A 26,739-nucleotide genomic window follows, 5' to 3' on the forward strand; every position below is an offset into this window, starting at 1 on the left:
TTGAGCTCATCGCTCTATATTTGGATTTTTCTTATACATTACTGAATAAACACCTATCAAAAATGAAAGCAAGCCCATCAATCCCCCTACCCATGCATTCATTGTTACAGGATAGTGGTTTACAATGTATCCACCGAAAGCAGAGCCGATAGCTACTCCTAAATGCATAAAAGAAGTAAACAAACTTATTTGAATGTCAGCTGTTTCTGGAGAGGTCTGGATGAGATAATTTTGTATTGGTGCAGCTGGGGCCCAAGCTAAAATACCCCAAATCACGATAACTGGTATTAATGTATAATACGAAGCAGCAGCAAACGGTAAGACAAAAAGAGACAAACTAAATAATATCAATATAATTAAAAATGTTTTCGCACCACCGAACTTATCAGTTGACCAACCACCGATCCAACCTCCTAAAACCCCTGAGATACCAAAGACTAACAGAATAATACTAATCATTCCGATAGATAATCCCATTGTCCGCTGAAGAAATGGACTAAAATAAGTATAAATAGTGAAATGCCCGATCAACATCAAAGCAACCATGGTCTGAGCAGAAATAATTTTTGCATTCTTCAGTGCTGATAACTGCACTCGGATTGGGACAGTTGGCTGAGGAGGAATATGGGGTAGAAATTTGAGTATTCCTAATGTCGAGACAGCACTCAATGCAGCAACTAAAAGAAAAGTCATGCGCCAACCCCATTGTTCAGCGATAAATGTACCTAAGGGTATCCCTAAAACAAGAGAAGCACTTATTCCCATAAAAACTAGTCCCATCGCACGTCCAACTATTTCTGGTTTTACGATTTTTGAGGCTATCGTCAGCGCATTTACAACGATAACGGAACAACTTACAGCTATAATCACTCTAGCAATCATAAGAACAGCAAAATTTGGACTAAAGACTGAAAAGATATTACCTAGAATAAAAATAAGCATAGACCCAACTAATAACCTTTTTCTCTCTATTTTTGCCGTTAAAACATTAAAAATAGGTGTCCCAAATGCGATAACAAGAGAATACACAGAGACCAACAAACCTACTGTACCTAATGAAACGTGTAATTCTGTTGAAACCATGTCTAAGATCCCTGCGATAACCAATTCCACTGTACCTGTAACAAATGTTGCAAGTGTTAAAATATATATCCCTCTGTTCACACAACACCCTCCTAAAACCTAAAATTCTCTGAAAACATATTTATTTTTGATACATTTGGCTCGTTTAAACCTTTTTATATAGTTTATTAACCGAATAGAACGGAACAGTTCTGTTCTGTAATGGGTAAAAATTATTGCATAAACCCCGATTAGGAGGTTTATGCAACTTATGATTTCTGCTTTTTTTGCAGATGTCTATCAATCAATTCCGTAGCAATATTTCTTAACTGCGTACCGGAAACCTCCGATCCCATTACGGGCACAGATGACATTGCACCATTGATCACCAGTAAAAGTTGATTGGTTAATTCCTCATCTTTTATACCTGCTTGTTCACTTAAACGAGAGATTCTTAATCGCAGAGCACGATTGTACTCAATTGCAAGCTGATGAGCAGGATGATTTTCTTCTGAAAATTCCGCAAGTGCATTTAAGAACGCGCATCCTCTATATCCGGGTTCCATTAGAAAATCAATCGTTGCTTCAACTAACCCTAACAACTGGTCTCTTGGTGAATCTCCTCGTTGTGCAATCGCTTCATCGAAGTGTTTCCAATTTAAATGATCTTGTTCCACTAAGTAAGCAGCGATTAAATCATCTTTAGTTGGAAAGTGACGATAAAGCGTCGCCTTCCCAACACCTGACTGTTCTACAATTTTATCTACACCAACGGAACGAATTCCTTCTTTATAAAATAAATTGGATGCCATTTCTAAAATACGTTGACGTGCCGGAGTACGTGTTGTTACCATGATTTCCACCTCAACAAGATTGGTTTCCTATTCTTTTCTTACGAGACAGAACAGTTCTGTAGATGATTGTATCGTGAACCTCTCACGACTGAAGTCGCAAGCTTCGTCTACGAAGGTTGACAGCTAGGCTATCCTTATTCGTACAGGCGTGTCCACTTCGCCTCTAGCGTATAAGCCCGTAAGGGCTACAACGTTACTTTTTCGCAAGATATTTAATGCTCCATGGATATCCGCGTTGAGCAAACTGCCCGAAGACGTACGATACAAACCACGTTTTACACGTGTCCCACTAAAGGTGTACGTTTTCGGGTCAGATTCCTTGTAGACTGGCAGTTCATCTCGATCCCAAAAACTCGCTTTGGATGTGTAGCTTTCTTCTTGTTGCACCAATGTCATCCCATATCGCTGACACAAGTATTCCAGTTTCTTTTTGATCCGTCCAAATGGGATATTCACGAAATTTTGGTTATTCCGTTTGCCTAAGTTGCTTCCTCTTTGCAGATTCTCGTTATATCCGATGACCAGTGTCTCAATGCGATTTTTCAAACAGTAGTTGATCATCTTACGACAGCTCTTGTTCAGGTAATCGTTCACCCGACGATTTCGTTTGGCAACCAGAGCAACTTGTTGTTTCGAACATCCTTTCTGCTTCTGTTTGTCTTTGATTCGCTGCAAACGGGCATTTCGTTTGTTATACCATTGGTTGATTGCCTTTAGTTGTTTTCCATCTATCAGAAAACTTTTTCCCTCGGAGGTGACACATGCCGCGAGATTGCTGATTCCCAAATCGATTGCAAGTGTATGGTTTTTATCGGTATCCCTTTGAACTGCTTGCTCTTCATACGTGTAATGCACTTCAAAGAACCTTGCTCGGTGTTTGGGAAGAATGCGAATCTCTTTGATTTTTTTGTCCGCCAACAAGGGAGGAATGCGAATCACCAGTGGTGGATGTTTCTTCTGATCCAAACGAGAAAAGGGCAGCACAAACTGATTTCCGTTTAAACGAATGAAGCCAACTACTAACGGATAAAATCCATCTTTCGGTAGATATCGTGGCATCTGAATGGCTTGAAAGTCATACTTCCCCTGTTTGGCATGTCGGATCAATGCAAAAAAGGATTTCCAAACCCCATCGACTTCTTTTAGAATTTGTTGTGCCATATTACTATTCAACCGCTCATAATTTTCGCTACCTTTTAAGAGATGATAGTTTTTCTGGTAATTCAGATATTTTTTCTCCTGAAAATAATGCTGGCGAACTTGGTATAGACCTTGGTTGTACAGGTTTTTAGCAGTATGGCACAATTCTTTCAAAAGCAGATATTCTTCTTTCGAAAGATGTTTAAGTTGTTGTTTGATGGTGAAATACATGAATTTCTCACCTCTTTTCTAGACTGGAATGAATCCTAATATACAAAATATGGATGGATTTGTCAAAAAAGAAAATCAAAAAACCTGGCGATTCATCCCTTGATTGAATTCACAGGTGTTTTCGCCACAAAAATAAAAATAAAGCCTAACTTACCATCTACGAAACGGAAACTACCTATTTGAGAGGATCGAAATATGTTATTCTCCATCGAACTTGGTATGAAGGGATAGTTCCTCCCATTCTTCTATTTCTTTTATCCGGTTTGATAGTGTTTCACGAATACCATAAAAAGCATCTGCTCCTACAGGGAAATGAACAGGAGGATTAGGACTCTTTGCCATTTGGATGATTGCTTTTACTGCCTTAGCTGGATCACCAGCTTTTAGTTCACTAAAACTTTTTTGTGTTGCTTCATGTATAGGTGCATATTCCTCTAATCTCTGTGCAATTTGCATTGATCTACCACTAAAGTCCGTGGCAAACACACCTGGTTCAACAACTGTCGTTTTAATACCAAAATGAGCTAACTCCAAACTCATCGCATCCGATATGCCTTCAATCGCAAACTTAGAAGCAGAGTAAAGACTCAAAGTTGGCATAGTCATTACACCTAAAATGGAAGAAAAGTTGAGATAATGCCCAGACCCCTGTTTCTTAAACACAGGAAGCGTAGCTCGAATAACATTTAAAACGCCAAAAAAATTGACATCAAACTGTTCTCTCATTTCACCATCGGTATATTCTTCGAGCATTCCACCAAGCCCATAGCCGGCATTATTTACAACAATATCAATCTTACCAAATGCTTTTACTCCTTCTTCAACAGCTTGCTTGATCTGTTCCTTATTTTTCACGTCTAAAGCAGCAATATGGACATTATCGGGTGATTTTTCTTTAAAATGTATAATCGAATCCACATTACGTGCTGTAACAATAACTTTGTCCTCTGTCTCCAGCAATTGTTCTACAAACTCTCTACCAAAACCTGTAGAAGTTCCTGTAATAAACCAGACTTTGCTCATTATCGAATCCCCTTTGATGTATAATAGGAACAGAACTGTTCTGTCTACTAATAATACAGAACAGTTCTGTCTCGTGTCAAGATATAATGTCATTACTATTTGAGGTTATTTACATATCCCCCAAAAATGTTCATTAGGGATCAGTGGAACAGAAATCCAGAGTAAGTGTTACTGGCAATAAAAAAACATTTGATCCGTGAAGCATATAGAATCAAGCGTTATCTATTGTATTAAAGCCCTAACACCTGTCCAAGAGGCACCCATCCGGCCACCGCAACCGCACAACAAAACATAGATAACAAAACGAGATTTCTTTTCATTAAAACAACTCCATTTTAATATTTTGTCAATTCTATCTCTTCTATTATCTCTTTAAATATGAGAATTGTCTAATCATGGATTTGCCAATTGCTGGACAAGCTCAGGCACCTAAATAGATGGTAAGCTCCTCTAAAAGATAGAAAAGCTCAGACTTTTAAACAAAATCTGAGCATGTAGACTTCTTAACTTATGGATGTTGTTAGACCAATCTCCAACTCTATCGGACAGTGATCCGAACCCATGACTTGATTACAGATTCTCGCCTCTTTGATCTTATCTTTGAGTCTTTCTGAGACAACAAAATAATCAAGACGCCATCCACTATTTTTTGCTCGTGCATTGGAAAAATGTGACCACCATGTATAGGCACCCTCTTGATCTGGATAGAGGTGTCGATAGGTATCGATAAATCCTTCCCTCAATAAAATACTGAATTTCTCTCTTTCTTGATCAGAGAAACCTGCACTTTTGCGATGGTTTTTTGGGTTTTTGATATCAATTTCCTGATGGGCTACATTAAGATCACCACAAAATATAACAGGTTTATGTTTGTCTAACCGCTTGATGTAATCCAAAAATACTTCTTCCCACTTCATCCGATAATCCAGCCGAAGTAATTCACGTTTGGAGTTTGGTGTATATACAGTGAGCAAATAAAAATCTTCAAAGACCACGGTGATGACTCTGCCTTCTTGGTCATACTCTTCTAGGTCTAGTCCATAGGTAACAGCGAGTGGTTCTTGTTTAGTGAAAATAGCAGTACCCGAGTATCCTTTTTTCTCCGCATAATTCCAATATGTATGATAGCCCTTTAAATCAAGCTCTACTTGTCCTGCTTGTATTTTGGTTTCCTGCAAACAAACAATATCTGGATCTGTCTCTCCTAAATAATGTTGAAAATCCTCTTTTTTCATAACGGAACGCAGGCCATTTACATTCCAGGATACCAGTTTCATCATATGTGCTCCTCTATTAAACAAATGAATAAATACTAGTTTTATTTTATCAAACGATCAACTATATGCGAATATATATTCTCAAATGTGTAACAAAATTAATATCAAGTATTACCTTGTCATCAAAGATACAATCTTAATACAATGTATACATGAAAAACTACATTACACCAATTAATGATCTTACATGGCCTGAAATTCAAGACCGATTGGATAAAGGCTGCAAAATTGCCATCTCACCTTTTGGTCATACAGAACAACAAAAATTAGCTTCTCTGCTACAAGAAGCTCAATAATTGTTTCTATTACTTGAACAAATCCATTTAAGGTCAGATGAAACGTTACCACAAAAGGATTTGCTCTATATAGAATGCTACCTTCCTCCTGTTTATTCATTATTTCTCGGATAGTAAACATAAGGTGGATATTTAACTACTGGGTATTTCTCTTCATGAAGAGCATTTATTACATCAGGACCAACATTCAAATTATCCTCTACTAGTTCACGCGGAGTTAGTGCCATCCATTGATTTAACGAAACATCTTCAAATCGATTACTCTTAAACATTTCTAAAAACCATAAACTATCTTTTCCGGTGTTTTGAATATAATGACCAAAAGCAAAAGGTACATACCCCACATCTCCTGCACGGTAATCAAAGGTTCTAGCCGCTCCATTCCCGGCAAAAACAGTCATTCGACCTTTCCCTGTCAAATAATACTGCCATTCATCATTAGTGGGATGCCAATGCAGTTCCCTCATCCCTCCAGGTTTAATTTCGACTAATGCCGCAGCTATTGTTTTCGAAATGGGAAAATTAGTAGAATCGACGATTCTTACTGTGCCACCTGAAGTAACGATTGGTTCTTGCGCCATTAATTCATGTTTAAAACTTAGGGGAACCGTTCCATAAGGTGAGTCCACTTTTTGACTTTCCAATGAACCTGGAATTTCATCTTGGAAAATATACACTTGGTGATTTGGAATACACTTAAATTCCTTTTTGGAGACACCAAAATTAGCTGACAGCACCTCTTTAGGAGTATGTGCAAACCAATCGGAAATCGATAATGTATTTAAATCTGAAAAATTCCCATCATCAAATACTAATAAAAACTCACAACCTTCTTCTAATCCCTGAATCGAATGTGGAATTCCAGGTGGAAAATACCACAGATCACCAGGACCTACATCCGCAATAAAATTTCGTCCATTTTGATCAACAGCAGTGATTCTTGCTTTTCCTAAAATCATATAAGACCACTCTGCTTGCTGATGCCAGTGCAGCTCCCTCACTCCACCTGGCGTCAAACTCATATTTACTCCTGCCAAAGTAGTCGCTATGGGTAAGTCTCTCTTCGTGATTTCTCTAGACCATCCCCCATGATTCAACTGCATATGGGTATCTGAAAACGAAAACTTTAGGTTTGGAATAAGTCCATTATCTGTCTTAGGGGGAACCAGCAAATCGGGATTTTCAATATCCCTCCACACATCTCTTGGCCCAAAATCAGGACCACCAGCTCCATCTCTTCTTATGGGCTGTGGTATTTCTTCATATGACATCTCCCTACCTGCCCTCCACGTTTTTATTATCAATATGATAAAAAGGGGGCAATGTGCCTATCTTGAACTATCGACAAAAAAGGAACATACGTTTGATTTATATTCATTAAATAGGTAGAATAAAACAAGAAAGTTTGTTCGTTGTACATCGAAAAAGCAACCATGTGATAGGGAGGAATATCTGTTGATAGAAAAAAGAGTATGCCACAACTCGGAACGAAAATCATACGGTATGTTAGAAAAAGATAATGTAGTAGTTCTGAATGGAACTAATATTCCTTGTCGTGTTATTGGAAAAGGACCTTCACTTGTCGTACTCCATGGAAAATTTCGGAATACCTATGATTATGAAAATCTCTGTCGCAATCTCGCTTATTGGTTTACGGTATATGGCATAAATCACCAGGGACATGGGAGCAATGTAGTTCAAGGATGGATTACTGTCTGCAAAAAAACTGGATAACTGCTTGAATAAAAAACGCTCAATCCTAAAATTCAAGGATCGAGCGTTTTTTATGTTTCATGCTTTAAGTGAGCACTTACCCAAAAATCCATTTCTTTTCTAACTCTTTAAATTTTCCATGTAACTTCATTTCATCCATCCACAAGTTAATCCAATTTTGAAAATCTAAGTCGCCTCTTTGCATCAAGTATCCCTTTTCATCAAGGTTGAAAGGATTTTTTGTTAAGATTGCAAGTAGCCGCTTATCTTGACCAGCATAGTATCGAGCTTCAGTAGTATCGGTAATCATTACATCTGCTTGTCCTTCGGCTACCATCTTCGGAATTTCCAAATTATTTTGGACAGTAATAATTTGTGCATTTTTGATATTTTCTTTCACAAATTTTTCGTTCGTACCTCCAGGATTTACAGCAATCTTCACATCAGGTTTATCGATATCAGCTAATGTTTTGAATTTACCCTTATCACTGCTTCGAATCAATGGTGATTTCCCATCTTGAATGTAAGGCTCTGAAAGATTAGCAGTCTTTTGGCGCAGCAACGTTCTTGTAATTCCGCCCATCGCAATATCAAATTTATTGTTTTGCAAGTCTTGCATCATCGTTGACCAAGTCGTTTTGACGAATTCTACTTTTACCCCTAGATCATTTGCTAACATCTTAGCTGCATCGATATCATAGCCTTCGTATTGTTTGGTTGTTGGGTTCCAATACGTAAATGGCCTGTAGTCCCCTGTCGTTCCTACACGAATTTTACCTTTAGCGATGGTGTGATCCAACCGAGATTTTTGGGTATTTTGATAAGTGCCTGCATCAGACCTTTGAAAGAAAAAAACACCAGACACAAATCCAGATACGAAGAGAATTAAACTAGTTAAAATAATCAGTAATCGCTTTTGCAAGTTACCTCTTCCTTTCATCGTTTTAACTTTTTCATATATCAATCTTAAAACGAAGAATCTTATACTTTTATAAAAACACACATGATTGAAAATGACTAATTTGAGTAGGGAATAGCTTTATTTGTCTCTGTCTAATATCATATGATAAAAAGTTAATATTTATTAGAATCAATTATAAAAACTACCTCTTTCAATTGCTATATAACTGAAAATTATGTAAAATATATAAAGTATCGTCCTCGACTATAATCAAAGGATTTTCCATGTACTGGTTGAGACTAGCACCTCTAACTCTCGGGCAAATGTTCGTCATTGTGACGATCACTAGCCTAATCAGTCAAGCATTGCATATTCTACTCGATCAGCAAGGGCTGTCCATCGGGTTGATTATGACCAGCTTCTCATTGACCGGATTGATTTGCGGACTCCTCTTTGGAGAGGTGGTTGATCGGTTTGGAGCGAAAAGGTTGGTACTCTTTTTCCTCCCTATCCTTCTGGGAACGATCTCCCTTTATCCCCTAGCTCACACGACGAAAGAATATGTGATCATTCAAGTTTTGGTCGCTATCGTATATTCTTTGCTGGGAAATGCTTTCGTCGTGTTGATGCGGAGGAGTACTCCTTCCGATCCCAAAGTTCAAGCACAAGTCAATGGCTACCGTCTAGCAAGTAACTATCTCGGTTCAGGACTTGCAATGTACCTTGGGCTTAAGCTCGTGAACTCCCCTTCTCTCCTTTGGTTCACAGTAACAGGAACCATTGCAGGAGCGATGGTCTTGGTTTACTGGGGAATTAAGCTTGTTCACGAACCGGAGAGGACATGGAGGCAAAAAGCGATAGCGCTGGTCAAAGGGGCCTTTTTTGCTTCTCTTCAAAATACAAAGAGATTGATCGAACGAGATGCCTTTTTTATCACCCTTCCTGGAATGGGCATCTCTGCTAGTTACTTTGCATTCCTGACTTACTTTGCTCTCTATGTAGGGACAGAAAAAGCAGGTGTAATCCTCCTCACATCGACTATTGCCAATGGGATCGTCTCCATCACTATCCTTCCCAAAGCAGTGGTGAGCAAAGGATATCCATTCATCATGGGGTCAAGTATCTTGATCCTAACGGTAAGCCTGATCTTGATCTGGACTAGTGGTCCATTCTGGCTTCTTTTGGTAGCTGGGGTCATGATGGGGATTGCAGTTGCAGGAAGTGCGCAGAGCATTTCAGAAGAAGTCCATCAACGAGTAAACCATAGACTACTCGGTGCTGGATTTGCAACCTCTAACTTTCTAAGGCAACTTGGTGGAGTCGTTGGCACCAGTTACTCTGGGTGGATGTGGGGGATCTTGGGTCCTAATATGTGGATCTCCTTGATTCCCTTCCTGCTGACCTCAGGAACACTGCTCTATTGGATTCGATCAAGAGTACGCAAAGAAAAAACGAGTATTGCCATTCAACTGAAAAGTGACCTATTGAACACCATGTATAAGGCTGCTCAGGATGTCGCTATCGGCAATACGAAGACTAGACTCCCTCCAAATTACAGGGAATCGCCAGATACCGGGTATGTCACTTCTGGTATCGAAGACAAATTGATGCATATCCAACACTACCTGACGGTAGCACGAATTCAGAAAAAGCGATATCTAGGCGATCCTGAAGTGCTGGTGCTAAAGACAAAAAATGTAGCATTAGCTCTTTGTTTCTTGGTAGTAGCAAGAAATACAGGAGAATGCAGTTATGATTTCCAAAAGGCTAATATAAAGCTGATCCGAATGCTTCGGAGGAAGCTGACACATCTTTTGAAGGAAATCGAACGAGCAAAGCTATGTGACAGCTCCCTTGTTTACTCCCATTTGGATTGGTGGAATCCTGAAGACACCGTTCAGGAGTTTCAGGCAGAACTCGAACAAACAAATCTGCTTCGCTGGAACGCCAAGATTCCACGCTCCGCTCTCGAAATAGAACGCCCATTGCCAGTGGGAGAACATGCTAAAAAGGTGCAGCAGTTTCTTGAAGCTGTGCAGATCTTGAGGGTGCTGGAACCTTCAGATCAAGAAATCATCGAAAGAGAAATAGAACAACTTGATGTAGCCTACAAGAATTGGTGTGCACTAAACCTGATCTCCTAGTAGGCCACCATGCGCCTCTTCCTTTTTAATTGGGAGAGGCGCAGTCGCCTCCAAAGAATAGTAGACATAATAGCAATTCAAATAATAAAATATAAGAGTCTCCTCCCAATGAAAGAACATGACAGAGAAACCAAAACTGTGAATTACCATTCTGAAATTATTTCCTTACTATTTTCATACTGATGCTAATTTCGTTCTATATATTTAAAAAGTATGAAAGGATATCATTTATGGCGTTGCTCACATTTCTTTGGAATGCTTTATACGTAAGCATAGTGGAATTGATTTACTTGGTTGGTGTGTTAATTGTAATCGGCTTTATTTTAGGAATCTTGGAGAAGCAATCCCAAATCTATCTGACCAAAACGTTTGGAAGACGTGGGATTTTGCTCACTGCATGGATCGGAACTCCTATCCATGAAATAGGACACTGGATTCAGTGTGTCATTTGGTTACATAAAGTAAAGTCGGTCAAACTATTACAAACAAAAGATCCTAATGGAGTATTAGGATATGTCGAGCATCAGTACAATCCCAACAGCGTATATCAGAGAATTGGAAATTTTTTCATTGGCATAGGACCGATCATCAGTGGGATCGGCACCATTATATTAGCGATGTATCTGCTTGTACCTCAATCTTTTGCTGCTTTGCAAAGTCAAATTCAACATAACTCTATTGCCAATCAAACGCTAGATTTACAGATGTTCCAAACATTAGGTAAAGCTGTAGTTCTGATGGGTGAGAGTTTATTTACCACTGAGAATTTCACTCGACCGACGTTTTGGATATTTGTTATTTTGGCAGTTTGTATCTCTTCTCATATTGCATTAAGTAAACCAGACATTGAAAATTCATCTCAAGGTTTACTCAGCCTTTTATCTGTTCTCATCTTGATTAACTTGATTGCCCCGCTCTATCAAGTGGATACGTACAGCATGATCAGACAATTTACGGAATACAACGCATATCTGCTCGCTTTTTCCAGTATTGCTGTGTTATTTTCACTCCTTTCACTTGTGTTTAGTTTTTTATTTTATAAGATTAAAAGATCATAGTTCATCCCTATTCAAAAATAGGGGCTTTTTACATTATGCATTTTTATTTTTGCCAATTCTTGCTTTTTTGTTCTTATCTTACATAAATCTTCCTAACATTACTTCCTCACCCTTTTCTCACTAAAACAAATATGTTATATTTATGCTCCAGAACAGCAGTCTCAACCGTTTGAGACCAATGAGTTTGGGGTTTTTGTGTTTTCCTATCAAGTATTTGAAGGAAATATGATGGGGATTGTCATTGTGTTGTTCTACACAGTGACAAGAGCAATCCGAGATCGGATGAGCTCCCATCGAGCCAGTGAGTGGCTGGAAAAATCGAGCAACTTGGCTGGCACGCTTTTGCCAGAGCGAAAGGTTGTAATAATCGTCAGCAGCTATAAGAGTGTGCACCCATACTGTTTTGACTCCATCGCAAATCAACAAATCCCAGACAACATGTCTATGGAAGTGATTGTGGTGGACGATGGTTCCCCCAACCAAGAGGAGCTCAAGAAAGAAAGGTACAGTGAGTACGAAGATCAACTTGGTTGGACCTTCCTCTACAAGAAACGAGTTAAAGGAGACACTGGAAAAAAGAAAGCACAGCAGACAGCAATCGAAAGTCGCAAATGGAAAAAGAACGATCTTGTTCTGTTCTTTGATGCGGACTCTTACCTAGCCGATCGCGATGCGGTTGCAAGCCTAGTTGCTGCCCTCGAAGATCCAAAGATCGGAGGTGTAGGAGCCCGGCTTGGTGTCGCTAATCCTGACGATAGTTGGGTTACCAAGTTCATCATCGAGGAGTACAACGAAACCTACCAGACGAAGGTACTCGAAAGCTCGTATAAGACAGTGACCGTAGTCTCAGGTGCCTGTTCCATGTGGAAGTGGGAAGTGATCGTTGAGATCTTCGAATCCTATCTCAATGGACCGGCAACAGGCGATGAAAACACGCTCTCGTATCTGGCTCTCCAGGCGAACTATGGCACTTCGATCGTACCGACTATCGCTAAGACGGATGTGCCGGATTCGCCGAAGGATCTGATTGATCAACAAGTCCGGTGGCTTCGATCGGATTGCCTGTACATCGGGAAAAACTTTCGGCTCCTGTTCAACCGCAAGAAGGGCATTCTGCTGTTCAACATGGCGGTAGAACTCTTCTCCCCTCTGCTGCTTTTGTTCACGGCAGCAAGTTGTATGTGGTATGGAACAATCGAAGCTGTCACTCCCGCAATACAGGGGACACTCTTCCTCCTGTTGATGATGGCGTTTGACGCTGTCACAGCTTGGAGGAAAGCAACTTCAGAGGGCAAAGATCGGCTGCGCTTTTCCCTGCTCTACCCTGTGCATGTTCTGTTGTTTTCCATGATTCGGATTTGGGCTCTCCTCACTTGTAAGAAAGAAGTGTGGATCTCCCGCTGAATCAAGCGCCCCAGAGAATCATCATCTCTCTGGGGCGCGCGTTCTCTTCTTTACTTTGCATAGGCTTTTGCCTGATATAACTCCGGTGAGACTCTTTCTACAAGAGGAGACATCGACTCGCCATAAGTAAGAAAGAGTTGATGCAACGCACGTGAACAACCTACATATAATAATTTCGCATGCAGAGCATCATCGAGGTATTGTTCTTTATCCACATCTAATAAAATAACGGAGTCAAACTCCATTCCTTTCGTCAAATATACAGGAGCAATGGAAATGCCTCCCAAGTATACTTTTTGGTCAGCTGTTATCCGATTGACAGAAATCCCAATGTTTTGGAGCGATTCATGGATGATAGAGCAAGTCGCTTCATCTCTCGTAACCAAAGCAATCGTTTGTACATGATCCCTTTCTAACTTCTCGACTGTCTCTTTGATCCAATCGATTCTCTTCTCTTTTTCCACTTGCATAAATTGAACCGCTTGACCACTTCGAAAAACGGGTTCTGCTTGTTTTACATCCCCCGAATACTGACCTAATACTCCATTTGCAAAATGAATGATCTCCATCGTGGAACGATAACTTCTCTCTAATTGATGAAAACGGAGTTTTTTACTGTCGAACAAAGTAGAAAAATCATCCCACTGCCCTATTCCTTGAAAAGAATATATATTTTGCATGATATCACCTAAGATGGTGAAAGAATTACTAGGGCAATGCTTTTGTAATACTGCTACTTGTACAGGAGAAAAATCTTGTGCTTCATCGATCACAATATGATCATACTTCTGGTCTCCTTCTATTCCATATAAGCGATCATGAATATAAACCAATGGTGCTAAGTCCTCATAAGCAACTTCCCGCTTTTTTCCTTTTTCTTGGTGCTTTCCTGTTAAAAAATTGGATTTTTGAATAAATAAACGGTACCATTCAAGCACCGAATGATTGGGCCATGTTTTTTTATAAGCTGCAAACAGTTTGTTTGCTTGTTTCTTCTTTAATCCTTTAGGATCACGCCCGCGAATTTCTTTGTGTTCCATTTCTATCCATCGTTTTATCCGTGCCATCACCCGCTCTTTTCTTTTTATCAACGGATAATGTTTATACTCCTCAAAAAACCAGTGGCCTATTTCCTCAGCAGAAAGATGTTTGTTTTCCCATGCAGTAAACCCCTTGTGAGGGAAAAAATTGGTCTCATAACTTATTAACTGGTCTTCTATCTCTTGCAAAAAGAAATAACTCCCTTTTGGGTTTTTGGTTTGATGATCCATATTAGGGTCAAACCACTCTACCAGCTCCAGATGACGATCTTTTAAAGTGATATTTTCCTTCAATACCGTCAAAGCCCAGTCTTCAAAAGTTGTTTGCTGGATTTCTCCAACACCCAATTCAGGAAGTACCTCTGATATGTAATCCAAAAACATGTGGTTAGGAGCAAAAATGATAATTTTTTGAGGATTGATTTTATTTTGATATTGATACAATAAATACGCTAATCGATGAAGTGCTACTGTCGTTTTCCCACTACCAGCAACTCCTTGAATGAGAAGGACTCGATCATAGTCAGCTCGAATGATCAAATCTTGTTCTTGTTGGATTGTGGAAACGATATCTCTCAATCTACTATCCTTGTTATCACTCAACCGATAGAGGAGGAATTCATCTGTTACACCCAAGTTCTCCACGCCTCGAACATAGCTGTCTACCACACGCTGTAACACTTGGTTGCGAATAGCGATATTTCGTTTGAGATGTATCTTACCCCACACTTCCCCATCTGGAGATTCAAATGAGATTGGGTCATCTGATCCAGTAAAAGAATAAAACATACTAGAAACAGGAGCACGCCAGTCTATAACAATAAGCTCATTCGTATCGTCATCTTGAATACCTGCCTTACCGATATAGAGCGGAGTAATCGGTTTATCTCCTGCTTCCTCAAAATCAAGCCGCCCAAAATAAGGCTCTGCTTGAGCGATTTCCATGTTTTTCAACTGTTGTTGCCGCTGATCATCCAGAAGTTGCTCCACAATATCTTGACCATAATAACGAGGTATTTTTTGCAGAGCGAATCGAATATCCTCCAATTTTTCTAATGTCTGCTTTAATCTTTTTTCTTCCCATTCAATCGAATCCATAAGATGCACCCCCGTTTCGTTTCCAAAAAAATAAACCATGATTACAGCTAGTTGCAGTAAGTTCATGGCTGGATATTTGTATAAGGAAATTCACTATATCATGTCATTACTACGCTGTCTATTGTCTTTCTCCTAGGAATTTTTCCTCAAATGTCGATGCATGGTCTTTCATGCTTAAAAAGCCTTATTTAGAATCAAGGCTTTTTCAACACTGATATTTTTTTCAACCTAACCAACTAAGGTAGACACTCCCAATTGCTGCTTTGCCAACTCATAATAATAACCTTGCTTATTCATCAGCTCTTCGTGCGAACCTGCTTCTTCTATCCGGCCTTTGTTGACCACCAAAATGCGATCCGCATTGCGAATAGTCGCCAAACGATGGGCTACTACAATAATCGTCTTATCTCTATACACTTCTTCCAAACACGCTTGCAGTAAAGATTCCGTTTTTGCATCTAATGCAGAAGTTGGTTCATCTAACAATAAAATGGATGGTTTACGCAATAATGTTCGAGCAATTGCCAACCGTTGCTTTTCCCCGCCAGACAAGCGCACACCACGGTCCCCGATTAATGTATCCCATCCTTCAGGTAAATTTTCAATCAAATTCATCATTTGTGCTTGTTCTGCTGCTTTTAACATTTCCTCTTCCGAAGCTGACGGATTGACATAGAGCAAGTTTTCTCGAATGGTTCGATTCCACAAAAAGATATCTTGAGGAACCAAACCTACATGCTTGCGATAATCTTCTAAACGATACGAAGATAAAGGAAGTCCATCTATAAGTATTTGACCAGAATGAGGCTTGCCAAATCGAAGCAGCAAATCGATAATGGTCGATTTCCCACCACCTGTTGCTCCTACAACCCCAATAAATTCACCAGGTTGGATGGAAAACGACACATCTTGTAAGATTTCCCTTTCATCCGAGTAACCAAAGGAAACATTTTGAAATTCAATTTTTCCATTCGTTTGCTCCAAAGTTATTGCCTTTGCATCATCTATATTCTCATCTGGAAACTCCATCATCTCTTCGTACCGATCAATTTCTGGTTTCAATTGATCTCGATCCATATAGAGCACAAACAGAGAATTGATTGCTCCATAAAATTTAGGCACATAAACCGCAAATGCTAATAACTGTCCAATAGTCATCTGTTGATGAAAAATAAAATATATACCGGCTGCATAAACGAGACTAGTGCTTAAAGAATCTTGTAATTCCCAAAATAAGCGTCCTTGAAAACTCCGCTGTTTTTGTAGTTGATTTTGCAAATCTCGATACTTTCGATTGAGCTCTTGACCATGAGCTATTTCATGATTTTCTTGTTGAAAGGTCTGAACCGTTTTTAACCCAGGTACAACTTCGGTAATAAAAACATCGTATTCTTTTTGGGCCACACTGATATCTTTGTAAGTGGTCCGCCAAAAACGGATTCGGCGATAATAAAAATAAACCATCAATGGTGCAAAAAACAGAACAATGGCCGATAATTTCCAGTTCATCATCAGCATAACTACACCAATAAATAAAAACGAGATCACACTATTAAATCCATTGAGCAGTTTTGTAACAAATCCTGAAATATCATCGCAAGTTCGAACCAACCTGCCTGTGATATCTCCTTGTTGATATTTACTCAACGTAATAGGAGAAAGTTTTAGCAACTTCTCTAATAGTTGAAACCGCAGTTTTACAGTTATTTGGGTTTGTACATTACTTTTATATACATTTTCTAAAGCAGAAATCAGCATATTTAATATGGGAATAACAGCAATTCCGGCAACACATAGAATCAATAAATTTGCATCTCGTTTTGGCAGTGCTTTATCTACCAAAAATGACATCAGCCAAGGCGTAACAACGCCTAATCCTGTCGTAATCAGCATGACTATCATACTGAGCATCATCATCCGCCTATGTTCTCCGAGAAATTTCATAAGGTTTAAGCGGTATTTTTTTTCTTCCGATCTTTCCATTGGTACACCTCTTTTAAAAAAATACTTCATCTTGATCATACGACTTTTTTTCACATTCTTGGCTTTTATATTTCATGACCTGTTGCAGAATGAATATCAAATGTGCCACCTTTGGTGAAAATTTTTTCATTTTGTTATGCCATTAAGAATGAGATCTACGATTTTCTCCGTTGACACACCAACATCCCACCTTCTTGTCCCACTAATCGACATAACAATGGTGAGAATAAGGGTGGCGGCATCAGAAACAGAAAACCGTAAATTTTTCTGGTCTCCCTCTAATGAATTACATACAGCGGCATGGATTTTTAAATATCCTGAACTGCGTTCCTCTTTTAATCGTTGTCTTTCTTGTTCAGATATCGCCTTCAGATCTTTTGGCTTGGGTGAATGCGCCATTCGTATAGCTTGCATAACTGCAAGTGTTCGCTCACCATTTGCTCGTACTATTTCAATAAGGGAAGATAACCGCTTTGTCATTGCATCATCGCTGTCTATCGTTTCTAACTCATTCACAACATAATCCGGATTCATCGCTTCTTCTAAGCAAGCAGCTAGAACTTCTTTTTTATCTGCAAACACTCGATAAATAGCTGGTTCACTGATCCCAGCTGCTCGGGAAATTTGCGCTGTTGTCACATGAGGACCAATCTCCACCAATAAAGGCAATGCTGCTTGTACAATCATGGCTCTCCGTTTTTCTGTACTCATGCCCGGTGCCCGCTTGCGATTTTCATGATTCATAATATTTCACTCCTAATAAACGTAGTGAATATTCACTACGTTTATTGTAGGGTATCTCTTACAAAAAAACAATAACTCGTCTAAACTTTTTTCTGTTACTTGCATCAACATTAAGACTAGAAACAAATTATTAAATAATACATTGAAAAAAATTGCTGAACAACAAGATAATAGACCAGAGACTCCCTCTCAGGAATCAAACAATTATGAATCATCGGTATTGACTGCATTGAAAAACTTAGTAGAATCAAAATAAAGCAAAGAGTCTTCAAATGAAGACTCTTTAGACTTTAAATCATTTTTCGTGTTGTGTTTTTGTAGTAAGCAATAGGTAACTCGATGAGAATAAAATAAAAAATTATTTTAAACCTCTGGTCGAACCCATCTCAAATATGGATTACTTGGGGAGAACACTTTCCATTTCTCCTCCATCTCATATTGATCTATTTTAACTCCTGAGATTCTTGTATTTAGACGGTTGAAATGGAACGCCTCTTGCAACTTAGCCTTTTCTGTTTCCAAAGCCTGCGAAAAAAGGGATTCTGATTTCTTTGGAAAAGCTTTGCTCCACCAGCCAGTCATCAGTGAACGGTATTGGTTTGTATACGATACTTCTATTATAGAAGTACGCTCTTCTTCTGAAATTCGATAATCTACAATTTGCTCTCCGCCAGGAAAATACACTTCTAACTGAAAACGTTGAGGCCTTTTTAAAGCTAAAAACTTCCCTTTAATCGGCACAAATCTATGATCATTGATCTCCTCGTATGCGAGAAACCTGCCACCCTCATCTAATTCATCAAACTGGAAGGATTGGAGGTCTAATCCTGCGAGCAAGAAGTTGCCATGCAATAACCATTCAAAGACAAATTCAGCAGTAACATCTACCGTATAAGTTGCAGTTTGTCTCATATGTCCTATCCCTTCTATCAGTACTGTTCTATCCCTAGCCTCTCATATGTGTATCTTCTAATCAAGATATTGCTTATCAATCTGATAGAAGTTTGAATATACCAACTACTCTAGAAGTATAAAGTACACAGATTTTTATTTTCTAGGTTGCAAAATTCCAAGATACGCTTTGCCACGGCCCTACTTCATCTTCATAGTATCTAGCTAGCACTCTGGAGATCTGACCGATATGATTGAAATCATGTACGGTCCAAGTAGCTAACAACTCTTGAAGTGACACAATTCCAAAGTCCGGATGCTTCCCTTTTCGATCCAAATCGCTTTTTGTTACTAATTCAGACACGAGTTTTATATTCTCTTGACGTATCGCTTCAAATTCATCTAATAACAGATCAAGTGATTTTTGTTGATTCTCTTTTAAATGTGCTTGTCGGTCAAAAGGTTCAAATTCCTTCGTATCTCCATAATCGAGTATCATTTGAATCCGATTCACCCAGTCCGTTTTTTCCCCATGAATCAGATGCCCTACAACATCAAAAGCTGACCAAGTATTTTCTCCTTCGTTGTGGTGTATCCAACTATTCGAAAGTCCTTCTAGCATGGAACGTAATACTTGTGGTGTTCTGGAAAGATTATCGATTACATCTTGCAATTGGAATTTTGGATCGGTCATCCTATGAACCCTCTTTTCTTTCCACGATTTATTTGTCCTCGAATTGTTATGTCAGCATTAACCAACTTCGTCCATTTTTTTGCTCCACTGATAACGAGGTTTGAAAGAAGTCACTCAATTTTTGCTCTGTCAGTACATCCTTGGTTTGTCCTTTTTGTGCAACCTGTCCTTGTTTTAACAAAAGCGTATGGGTAAAACACGGAAGTATTTCTTCAATATGGTGTGTTACATAAATAAGAGTTGGTGCATTAGGGTTTTTAGCAATTTGATCAATCATCTGGAGTACTTGCTCCCTGGCAAAAATATCTAGTCCTGTACAAGGTTCATCTAAAATCAGTAACTCTGGAGAAGCCATCAATGCCCTTCCTATCAATACTTTTTGTTTTTCCCCTTGGGACAATGTTTGATAGATTCTCCCTAATAAATGACCACATTTCCATTCTTGGAGCAATGTGTTTACTTGTTCATAATCTTCTTCTGTTGGATTCTCATAAACTCCTACAGATGCAAACTTTCCACTTAGTACAACGTTTTCAATTGTTTCATAACCATGTAATCTTTGCTGCATAGAAGTACTTACCCAACCAATTTTCTTTCGCAACTCCCTAAGGTCTGTTTCTCCAAAACGTTGATCCAATACTGATATCTCTCCACTTGTTGGCCAATGGTAGCCATTAATCAAATCAAGGATACTCGTTTTACCAGATCCATTTAGTCCTACTAGGCACCAATGCTCCCCTTTTTGTATCTCCCAATTAATCTGATCTAAAATCAAACGCTTATCGCGGCGCCATGAAACATTTCTCAACTCTACAATCATGAGCAATCCTCTCCTAATGTCTTCCTATTCCCATATGCTTCGATTACAATATAGCTTGTCAGGAGGTTTCCGATGAATATCTCACAAGCTCAACCTTATTTACAAAAATATTTTGGCTATTCTACCTTCCGCAACGGACAACAGCAAATTGTGGAAAGTGTATTAGCAGGTCTTGATACATTTGGCATTTTACCTACAGGTGGAGGTAAATCGATCTGTTATCAAATACCTGCTTTGTTACTTGATGGAATAACTGTGGTTGTTTCGCCTCTTATTTCATTGATGAAAGATCAAGTAGATTCACTCAAACAAACAGGGATTTCCGCTACTTATATTAACAGTTCATTGACCGCTGCAGAACTACGCGAAAGAATCAAGGAGATTCATCAACATACATATAAAATCATTTATGTAGCACCAGAACGACTGGAAACGGAGTACTTCTTATCGCTGTTTCGCCAATTACCAGTAGCATTACTTGCGATTGATGAAGCACATTGTATTTCTACATGGGGACATGATTTTCGTCCTAGTTATCAATTGATACCACAGGCGATCCGTACTCTCTCAAAAAAACCAATCATTTTAGCTTTGACTGCTACAGCTACGAAGCAAGTACAAGACGATATTCTCCATCTTTTGCAAATTCCTGTTGAGAACACTTACCGTACTACATTTCTGCGAGATAACTTGCATTTTACGGTGCAAAAAAATGTAAATAAAAAAGATTTCATCCTTCAATATTTGCGTACTCATCCCAATCTTTCGGGTATCATCTATGCCGGTACTCGAAAAGATGTCGATATGCTCTATCAATTTTTACTTAAGCAAAAATACAATGTGGGCAAATACCATGCTGGAATGAGCGAAGAAGAACGGAATATTGCCCAAGAAGCTTTTTCTTATGATCGTACACCTATCATTGTAGCGACAAATGCCTTTGGTATGGGGATTGATAAAAGTAATGTTCGGTTTGTTATTCATTATAATCTACCAAAAAATCTAGAAGCTTACTACCAAGAAGCTGGGCGAGCTGGCAGAGATGGTGAAAACAGCAATTGTATTCTACTCTATGAACCTAGTGATATATATTTGCAAAAGTATTTCATTGAACAATCCAATCCTGATCGACAGGCGTTAGACAACAAAAAATTACAGGCTATGATCTATTACTGCCGAACAAATCAATGCCGTTCTAAAACAATTGTACAATACTTTGGCGAATTAGATAGCGAGCCCTGCCAAATGTGTGATAACTGTGACCCAAATAAGGCCAAAAATACGGTGGATATCACTACAGAAGCACAAATGATTTTTTCCTGTATACGTAGAGTAAACGAAAAAGTAGGGCTAACTTTTCTCACCAAAATATTAAGAGGCTCGAGGAGTAAAAAAATTACAGACTTTCGTTATGATCGTCTATCTACATATGGCTTGATGAAAGAACAGAGTGAAAAAAGAGTCATGCAGATATGCAAATCGTTAGTAGATGAAGGATATATAAGGCTAGAACCATTATCGGAAGGAATGTATCCTGTAGCGAAATTGGATATATCCGCAGTTGCTGTGTTGAAGGGGGAAGAAGAAGTTGCATTACATCTAGCAGATGAACCAGTGCCTGCGGCAAATACGATCAACGAAGATAATCCTATTTTTGAAGCGTTACGACAATTGCGCAGACAAATCGCCGAAGAAGAAAATGTTCCACCATATGTCATCTGCAACGATGCTACCCTCCGCGAAATGACTACCTACATCCCGCAAGATGAAGCTGCGATGTTGCGGATAAAAGGCTGGGGTGAAAGTAGACAAAACCGTTTTGGCGATGCGTTTCTGGAATTATTACAACAATATAAACCAAAAACCACTTCCACATTAACAGAGATTCAAAAAACACATCCCAAAGCGTATACACCATGGACAAAAGAGGAAGAAGAACAGTTAGAAACCTTATTTAAACAAGGTCTAGATATTCCCCAGATCGCTCAGACACTAGGAAGACAAAATGGCGGCATCCGTTCTCGTCTAGAGAAACTCGGTCTTATTTCGAAAGAGTACCCTGACACTGAAACAGCAGCAAACAAAACCTAACACACCCATACCACTTGAGGCACACAAAAAAGCTTCACAAGAGAAGGTGTACGACATTACATCGAATCCAAATCGCAAGATCAGTCAAGTATTCTTTTATTAATTGGATCACAAGAAAACGATCATATCATAGGCGATATTCAATTACTCGATATCGATACAATCAATCGAAACTGTTCTATTCGTATCTCCATCGAAAATAATGCACACCAAGGGAAGGGCTATGGGACAGAAGCGATGAGACTCATGCTCGATTATGCATTTGGTATATTGAATTTACATCGAGTAGAACTAAATGTTTTTTCTTATAATCAAAAGGCGATACATGTATACGAAAAATTGGGGTTCAAAAAAGAAGGTGTTCAACGGGAATCATTATTTTATGATCACCAGTATCACGACTCCATTATCATGAGCATACTGGATCACGAATACCGGCAGCAGTATATTGGCAAATGACGAAGCAATGCATATAATAAAAACCCTACCTTCCAAGCAAATTGGGGGGTAGGGATTTTTCCTTATATTTTGAGCTCTCCTAAACGGACTAATTCCACGACTGCTTGAGAACGACCTTTTACTGCCAACTTCTGCATGACATTTGCTATGCGTACCAATAGAAAAATAATACACACTCCAACAAGCTATTCCACATAATTTGAAATGGCATATCTTTCAACTTGTAGATAGACGAATATCAACTTCAAATTGATCTGTTTTTCACACACGTCATTTCTGTGGTGCCCTCTGGAGGTAGAGTTTCTCTATCTATCACCAGAGGGTTTGTTAGGGAATGACTACTGGTTCAGATCCCCGATCTCATCGAGAACCTCATCGAGTTCCGTCCGGTCTCCGGTAGCTGCAGCTTCTGTTGCGGCTGCATCCCCTTTATCCCATAGCTCGGCCAATTTTTTATCATCAGGATTCTGAGGCATCCTTCACTCCTAGAGTCCAGTTGGATATTGCTAAAATATTATACCATAGTGGGTATTTTTGCCACAATACCTCGAAATGGTACATTAATAGATAGCTCACAATGCATTCCAAAAGAAAACAGATAAAGAATAAAAAAACTACTCAACATTAAATGTATAGTATATATCCATTTCCCCCTTGGGATGTATCACAACTCTTTCAAGTAACGTTCTAAACGCATGGTGTAAATTTTGACTATCGTTGCTCAACAATTCAAACGCCTGCTCTATGCTCTCGATTTTCTTCGTTGCATAACCCTGATTGGACAAATCAATTTGTTCATTTTCCAGATTTTTCATTTTCCAATCTAATTCATCACGTTTTTGTCTAAATTCTTCTTTGGTGATAATCTGCTCCAAATGCAGATCGATTAATTTCGTCCCTTTATTTTTGAGATCTTCGATTTCTTTTTTTATCACAGTGAGACGATCATGTTTTTGGCCTTGAAAGCTATCCTCAAATGAAAATTGGAGCATGTAGCTTTTTTCTAATAACTGTTTAATCAAAAATGCCTTTATATCCTCATATAATATCGGACTGTGATTTACACAACCAGCTTCTCCCATACGACGATATTTGCTGCATTTCATGTAACGATAGTCTTTTTTTTCTCCATTTGCAAGCAATCTCCACGATAACAAAGGAACTATACTTGACCCGCATTCGCTACATTTCAGAATCCCACGAAGATCATTCCAAACAGATATTTTCTTCTTCGTCTTGGTAAGATTGGAGTTCGCCTTCTCCCACCACTCACGACTAACAATAGGTTCATGATGTTCGTGAAAAATAATCCAGCGACTTTCCGGATTTTGTATTTGTTTCTTTTTTCCTTCTACTTTCATCGTGGTGTATCTATTTAGCACAAAATCCCCACAATATATACGATTCCGAATGATCGTTTGCACACTCGTTACTTGCCATTTCTGTATTTCTTTCGGTTTCAAGCTCAACTGATTTAACTTATGAGTGATCGCTTTAAATCCCAATCCTTCATTTACATACCAGTCAAAGATCATCCTCACAATTTCGGCTTCATCTTCCTTGATCTGCAATTTTCCGGCTTCACGAGTATAACCAAATGGTATCTTTCCGATATGCTCACCTCGTCTAACCTTCGCAGCCAGTGCAGATGAAATACTCCCTGATAGCATTCTGCTGTAGTGATCCGCGAACATGGAAGCCATTTCAAAACTCATGTCGTTTTTTCCAGCAACATCTGAATCATAGCCTTCTTCAATCGATATTATTCGGACATTTCGAGATAAAAATATCTCTCTTATTTCCAAAGCATCCTTCAAATCCCTAGCAAGCCTGCTGATCGATTTGAACAACACCATATTGATTTCTTTTTTCTTTGCTTTCTCTAAAAGTAATTGAATCGCTGGGCGATCTTTAAAAATGGTTCCACTGATCCCTTCGTCCTTATACACACTGTTCTCATTCCATACATATCCCTGTCTCTCTAACCAGTTATGACATATATCGATTTGGTTTTCAACAGAAGACACCTGTTCATCTCGATCAGTAGAAACACGAACATAACATGCATATTTTTCGTTCATTGTTCAATGCTCCCTTTACCTTACAATCTCAGCATTATAACTTGTTGCTTCATTTAAAAATCATGCTCCGTTTTCTTTGTTGGCAACTTTCAAACCTCTTCTTATCAGCTCTTGTATAACTTGTGATTGTATGGGAATCCCTTCTCTTTCTTGGTATTCCGCAATTTTCTTCAAAAAGCTCACAGGATAACACATGTTCACCATTTGAGATGGCTTTTCTATGTAAATAACTCTACTTGAGCAAAAATAGATACAAATAATCCCAGCGAAGATATGCTTGGCTGTAGCGTCCTTTGTTGCTCTTTACAACAGACGCGGAAGACATGCATATCGAGCGGGTTTGGAATAAAATGTTAGTGAATTTCCTCAACTGGAGTAAATAATTATTTTCCGTTCTCTTCTTTTTGCTCAAGCCACACATTCAAAGCTTCTGTTACTGCTTTCTGTAGAGTAATCCCTTTTTTTGCACATTCCACCTTTAATTCTCTTATCATCTCTTCTTCAAGTCGAATACTAATTTGTTTCAATGACATGTCGTCACCTCTTAAATAGTATGGTAAATTATTATAATTCCAACTTATTGCATAGTTAGGTAGCATGTTATAATTATAGCATCATAACCCAATTTATGGAAATGCGAAAGTTTAGATCTAACTGGAGGTACACAACATGAAAAAACGAACAACATTGGACATTGTTGTCCTAGGGATCGTAGTAGTGATTGCGTTAATCGTCGTCGCATTATCTTTTCAGAACACAACAAAGTTATCTAGAGGATTAGGGTTAAATCCATATCTAACAGCAGGACTTGTGGAGATACTCTTTGCATCCTTGCTACTTATACGAGGAAGACAACGAGCTTTACAACGAAATGTCCCCATTTTTTTGGGAATTGGATATTTCACCAGTTTAGGATTTGTGACAGCAGTAAATATGTATGGACTAGCACAAAAAAATTTAATAGTCGGCTCCGTTGTTGGGGTAGCCATAAGCGGAGCTATGTGGCTCATGGAGAATACGCTCGTATGGCTTTGGACAAGAAGCCACGAACCACATGTAAAAAGCGTTAAAGAACGCTTAAAACAAGCTAAAAAAGATATCAACGAAGAGAAAATAATTCAGAAAATGGAATGGATGAAATGGGAATCTCGTAAGCCGGACTTACGATTGATAAAAGAAGTTCGAAAATCAGAGGAGCAACGTAAGGAGATAATAGAAGAAGGTCTTCCAGAGTATTTCAGAAGAGAACCGGAGTCATTACAAGAGATAGTCGTCACTCCAATAACGGATGATCAGAAGGAAGTACAAGAAACCCACGTCATACCGTTTAAGCGTCAAATCGGATTTTATCAAGAGAAGAAGAAACAAGATCATCTTTTTCAACCAAACACAGAGGCACGAAGCAAAGCTATACAAACAGCGAAAGAATTAACCGATGAGCTGGGAAGATTTCCAACATATAAAGAGATGAAAAATAAGGGAATAACAACGCATTATTCACGTATCGCACTCAAAACTATCAAAAACGGATAAACCCGCATAGACGTTGTGAGACGATGAAATACGAACAAGCAAAACGGTGATTTAATATGAGATACAACATAAACAAAGGCGGGAATCCCGCCTTTTTATTTATCTATCATGACCAGCAATCGAGTTCTTCCAGTTGATAATTTACAATTTTTAGGAGATAATACAAAAGGGTGAATTCCCAAAAAATTGTAATTGGAGATGT

The 26,739-nt window shown here is 38.8% G+C and carries 23 protein-coding genes and 2 pseudogenes; 8 read left to right on the top strand and 17 right to left on the bottom strand.

Features of this window, described 5'->3' with window-relative positions; all coding sequences use genetic code 11:
• Window positions 1-6: 6 nt before the first annotated feature.
• The 5 genes from AC5WOF_RS07175 to AC5WOF_RS07195 form a co-directional block, all read right to left on the bottom strand.
• Entirely contained in the window at window positions 7-1,164 is a 1,158-nt protein-coding gene (locus AC5WOF_RS07175; protein WP_496049259.1) for an MFS transporter, read from the bottom strand.
• Window positions 1,165-1,331: 167 nt separating this feature from the next.
• Window positions 1,332-1,916, bottom strand: coding sequence for a TetR/AcrR family transcriptional regulator (locus AC5WOF_RS07180; protein ID WP_496049260.1), 585 nt, complete (start codon window positions 1,914-1,916; stop codon window positions 1,332-1,334).
• A gap of 123 nt (window positions 1,917-2,039) precedes the next feature.
• The gene (locus tag AC5WOF_RS07185) at window positions 2,040-3,287 is read right to left on the bottom strand and encodes an RNA-guided endonuclease InsQ/TnpB family protein (RefSeq protein WP_496049261.1); all 1,248 of its coding nucleotides are present in this window, start codon (window positions 3,285-3,287) and stop codon (window positions 2,040-2,042) included.
• Between the two features lie 198 nt (window positions 3,288-3,485).
• On the bottom strand, window positions 3,486-4,310 hold the full coding sequence (locus tag AC5WOF_RS07190) for an oxidoreductase (protein ID WP_496049262.1): 825 nt from the start codon (window positions 4,308-4,310) through the stop codon (window positions 3,486-3,488).
• A 503-nt stretch (window positions 4,311-4,813) separates the two neighbouring features.
• Window positions 4,814-5,587, bottom strand: a complete 774-nt coding sequence (locus tag AC5WOF_RS07195) for an exodeoxyribonuclease III (RefSeq protein WP_496049263.1) — start codon at window positions 5,585-5,587, stop codon at window positions 4,814-4,816.
• A gap of 152 nt (window positions 5,588-5,739) precedes the next feature.
• On the opposite strand from AC5WOF_RS07195, the gene AC5WOF_RS07200 reads away from it, so the two are divergent.
• Window positions 5,740-5,883: a hypothetical protein gene (locus AC5WOF_RS07200; RefSeq protein WP_496049264.1), complete on the top strand. Its 144-nt coding sequence runs from the start codon at window positions 5,740-5,742 to the stop codon at window positions 5,881-5,883.
• A 92-nt stretch (window positions 5,884-5,975) separates the two neighbouring features.
• Here AC5WOF_RS07200 and AC5WOF_RS07205 read toward each other — a convergent pair whose 3' ends face one another.
• On the bottom strand, window positions 5,976-7,154 hold the full coding sequence (locus tag AC5WOF_RS07205; protein ID WP_496049265.1) for an oxalate decarboxylase family bicupin: 1,179 nt from the start codon (window positions 7,152-7,154) through the stop codon (window positions 5,976-5,978).
• Between the two features lie 184 nt (window positions 7,155-7,338).
• On the opposite strand from AC5WOF_RS07205, the gene AC5WOF_RS07210 reads away from it, so the two are divergent.
• Window positions 7,339-7,617, top strand: coding sequence for an alpha/beta fold hydrolase (locus AC5WOF_RS07210; RefSeq protein WP_496049266.1), 279 nt, complete (start codon window positions 7,339-7,341; stop codon window positions 7,615-7,617).
• Window positions 7,618-7,693: 76 nt separating this feature from the next.
• Here AC5WOF_RS07210 and AC5WOF_RS07215 read toward each other — a convergent pair whose 3' ends face one another.
• Window positions 7,694-8,518, bottom strand: coding sequence for a transporter substrate-binding domain-containing protein (locus AC5WOF_RS07215; RefSeq protein ID WP_496049267.1), 825 nt, complete (start codon window positions 8,516-8,518; stop codon window positions 7,694-7,696).
• 263 nt (window positions 8,519-8,781) lie between these two features.
• Between AC5WOF_RS07215 and AC5WOF_RS07220 the strand changes: the two genes are divergently transcribed.
• The 3 genes from AC5WOF_RS07220 (at window position 8,782) to AC5WOF_RS07230 (ending at window position 13,103) form a co-directional block, all read left to right on the top strand.
• Complete coding sequence (locus AC5WOF_RS07220; protein WP_496049268.1) at window positions 8,782-10,641, top strand: MFS transporter; 1,860 nt, start codon at window positions 8,782-8,784, stop codon at window positions 10,639-10,641.
• Between the two features lie 230 nt (window positions 10,642-10,871).
• On the top strand, window positions 10,872-11,699 hold the full coding sequence (locus AC5WOF_RS07225; RefSeq protein ID WP_496049269.1) for a hypothetical protein: 828 nt from the start codon (window positions 10,872-10,874) through the stop codon (window positions 11,697-11,699).
• Window positions 11,700-11,894: 195 nt separating this feature from the next.
• Entirely contained in the window at window positions 11,895-13,103 is a 1,209-nt protein-coding gene (locus AC5WOF_RS07230) for a glycosyltransferase family 2 protein (RefSeq protein WP_496049270.1), read from the top strand.
• 50 nt (window positions 13,104-13,153) lie between these two features.
• Here the strand turns inward: AC5WOF_RS07230 and AC5WOF_RS07235 are convergent, their stop codons facing one another.
• The 6 genes from AC5WOF_RS07235 to AC5WOF_RS07260 form a co-directional block, all read right to left on the bottom strand.
• Window positions 13,154-15,241 (bottom strand): HelD family protein, encoded by a 2,088-nt coding sequence (locus AC5WOF_RS07235; protein ID WP_496049271.1) that lies wholly within the window; start codon window positions 15,239-15,241, stop codon window positions 13,154-13,156.
• Window positions 15,242-15,469: 228 nt separating this feature from the next.
• On the bottom strand, window positions 15,470-17,224 hold the full coding sequence (locus tag AC5WOF_RS07240) for an ABC transporter ATP-binding protein (RefSeq protein ID WP_496049272.1): 1,755 nt from the start codon (window positions 17,222-17,224) through the stop codon (window positions 15,470-15,472).
• Window positions 17,225-17,350: 126 nt separating this feature from the next.
• Window positions 17,351-17,968 carry a TetR/AcrR family transcriptional regulator gene (locus AC5WOF_RS07245; RefSeq protein ID WP_496049273.1) on the bottom strand — a complete coding sequence of 206 codons (618 nt, stop codon included), beginning with the start codon at window positions 17,966-17,968 and terminating at the stop codon, window positions 17,351-17,353.
• 363 nt (window positions 17,969-18,331) lie between these two features.
• Window positions 18,332-18,880, bottom strand: a complete 549-nt coding sequence (locus AC5WOF_RS07250) for a hypothetical protein (protein WP_496049274.1) — start codon at window positions 18,878-18,880, stop codon at window positions 18,332-18,334.
• A gap of 142 nt (window positions 18,881-19,022) precedes the next feature.
• On the bottom strand, window positions 19,023-19,553 hold the full coding sequence (locus AC5WOF_RS07255) for a DinB family protein (RefSeq protein WP_496049275.1): 531 nt from the start codon (window positions 19,551-19,553) through the stop codon (window positions 19,023-19,025).
• Between the two features lie 46 nt (window positions 19,554-19,599).
• Complete coding sequence (locus AC5WOF_RS07260; protein WP_496049276.1) at window positions 19,600-20,373, bottom strand: ABC transporter ATP-binding protein; 774 nt, start codon at window positions 20,371-20,373, stop codon at window positions 19,600-19,602.
• Between the two features lie 72 nt (window positions 20,374-20,445).
• Between AC5WOF_RS07260 and recQ the strand changes: the two genes are divergently transcribed.
• Window positions 20,446-22,464 carry a DNA helicase RecQ gene (recQ, locus tag AC5WOF_RS07265; RefSeq protein WP_496049277.1) on the top strand — a complete coding sequence of 673 codons (2,019 nt, stop codon included), beginning with the start codon at window positions 20,446-20,448 and terminating at the stop codon, window positions 22,462-22,464.
• A gap of 18 nt (window positions 22,465-22,482) precedes the next feature.
• Window positions 22,483-22,923 (top strand): annotated as a pseudogene (locus AC5WOF_RS07270) (GNAT family N-acetyltransferase); the annotation flags it as partial.
• Between the two features lie 62 nt (window positions 22,924-22,985).
• On the opposite strand, the pseudogene AC5WOF_RS07275 reads toward AC5WOF_RS07270, so the two are convergent.
• The 4 genes and pseudogenes from AC5WOF_RS07275 to AC5WOF_RS07290 all read right to left on the bottom strand — a co-directional run.
• Window positions 22,986-23,072, bottom strand: a pseudogene (locus tag AC5WOF_RS07275) (helix-turn-helix transcriptional regulator); the annotation flags it as partial.
• Window positions 23,073-23,261: 189 nt separating this feature from the next.
• Window positions 23,262-23,399: a hypothetical protein gene (locus AC5WOF_RS07280; protein WP_496049278.1), complete on the bottom strand. Its 138-nt coding sequence runs from the start codon at window positions 23,397-23,399 to the stop codon at window positions 23,262-23,264.
• Between the two features lie 138 nt (window positions 23,400-23,537).
• Window positions 23,538-25,004 (bottom strand): recombinase family protein, encoded by a 1,467-nt coding sequence (locus AC5WOF_RS07285; protein WP_496049279.1) that lies wholly within the window; start codon window positions 25,002-25,004, stop codon window positions 23,538-23,540.
• A 383-nt stretch (window positions 25,005-25,387) separates the two neighbouring features.
• Complete coding sequence (locus AC5WOF_RS07290) at window positions 25,388-25,537, bottom strand: hypothetical protein (RefSeq protein ID WP_496049280.1); 150 nt, start codon at window positions 25,535-25,537, stop codon at window positions 25,388-25,390.
• A 136-nt stretch (window positions 25,538-25,673) separates the two neighbouring features.
• Here AC5WOF_RS07290 and AC5WOF_RS07295 point away from each other — a divergent pair, with 136 nt between their 5' ends.
• On the top strand, window positions 25,674-26,537 hold the full coding sequence (locus tag AC5WOF_RS07295) for a hypothetical protein (RefSeq protein ID WP_496049281.1): 864 nt from the start codon (window positions 25,674-25,676) through the stop codon (window positions 26,535-26,537).
• The last annotated feature ends 202 nt before the right edge of the window (window positions 26,538-26,739 follow it).

Source organism: Shimazuella sp. NTD250 (genome assembly GCF_059510375.1).